Annotated in this window: 2 pseudogenes; one reads left to right on the forward strand and one right to left on the reverse strand. The window is 40.0% G+C overall.

Annotated elements, in window-relative coordinates:
* Positions 1–277 (forward strand): annotated as a pseudogene (locus ACP45E_RS13275) (DNA ligase); the annotation flags it as partial.
* 204 nt (positions 278–481) lie between these two features.
* Here the strand turns inward: ACP45E_RS13275 and ACP45E_RS13280 are convergent.
* Positions 482–630, reverse strand: a pseudogene (locus tag ACP45E_RS13280) (MATE family efflux transporter); the annotation flags it as partial.

Consider the following 630-nt stretch of genomic DNA (forward strand, 5'->3'; position numbering starts at 1 on the left):
CCGCTCTTCCGATCTGCTTAAATTGAAAAAGCATGAGGATACAGAAGCATTAGTCATTGGGTATAAGCTTGGAGAGGGTAAATACAGAGGGTTGATGGGTTCGTTGCGGGTCAGGCTAGAATCGGGCGCTGAATTTAATATTGGTAGCGGGTTTACTGATGAACAAAGACGTAACCCACCCAAAATAGGTTCAACGATCACGTTTAGATATAATGGCTGGACACAAAATGGTATTCCAAAATTTGCTCGTTATTTACGTGAGCGTAAACTGTTTTAATAGTCAGGTTACGTCCATAACCTGACTATAAGATCAATCCCTCAGAGAACTGGGCCATATTAGTTCGCGTTATTACCCAGAAATATGACAAGCAATAGCACTTGTCTCTATTGTTTAGCAACAAATGTTTAGCAACAAAATTACTTAGAATCTAAATTCTTTAGATGCAAAATTACACAGAAGCTAAATTCTTTAGAAGCAGAATTACTTAGCTGCAAAAGCCAATTGATCTTCTACACTTTGCTTATGCATCCATTGAAGCCTAATGCCTAACATTAGGGCCGCCGAAGAAAGACCGATAATAAAGCCGACCCAAAAACCGTGAGCCCCCATAGGTTCAACAATCCAATCGG

The sequence above is a fragment of the Vibrio genomosp. F10 str. 9ZD137 genome (assembly GCF_049974785.1).
Lineage (GTDB): Bacteria > Pseudomonadota > Gammaproteobacteria > Enterobacterales > Vibrionaceae > Vibrio.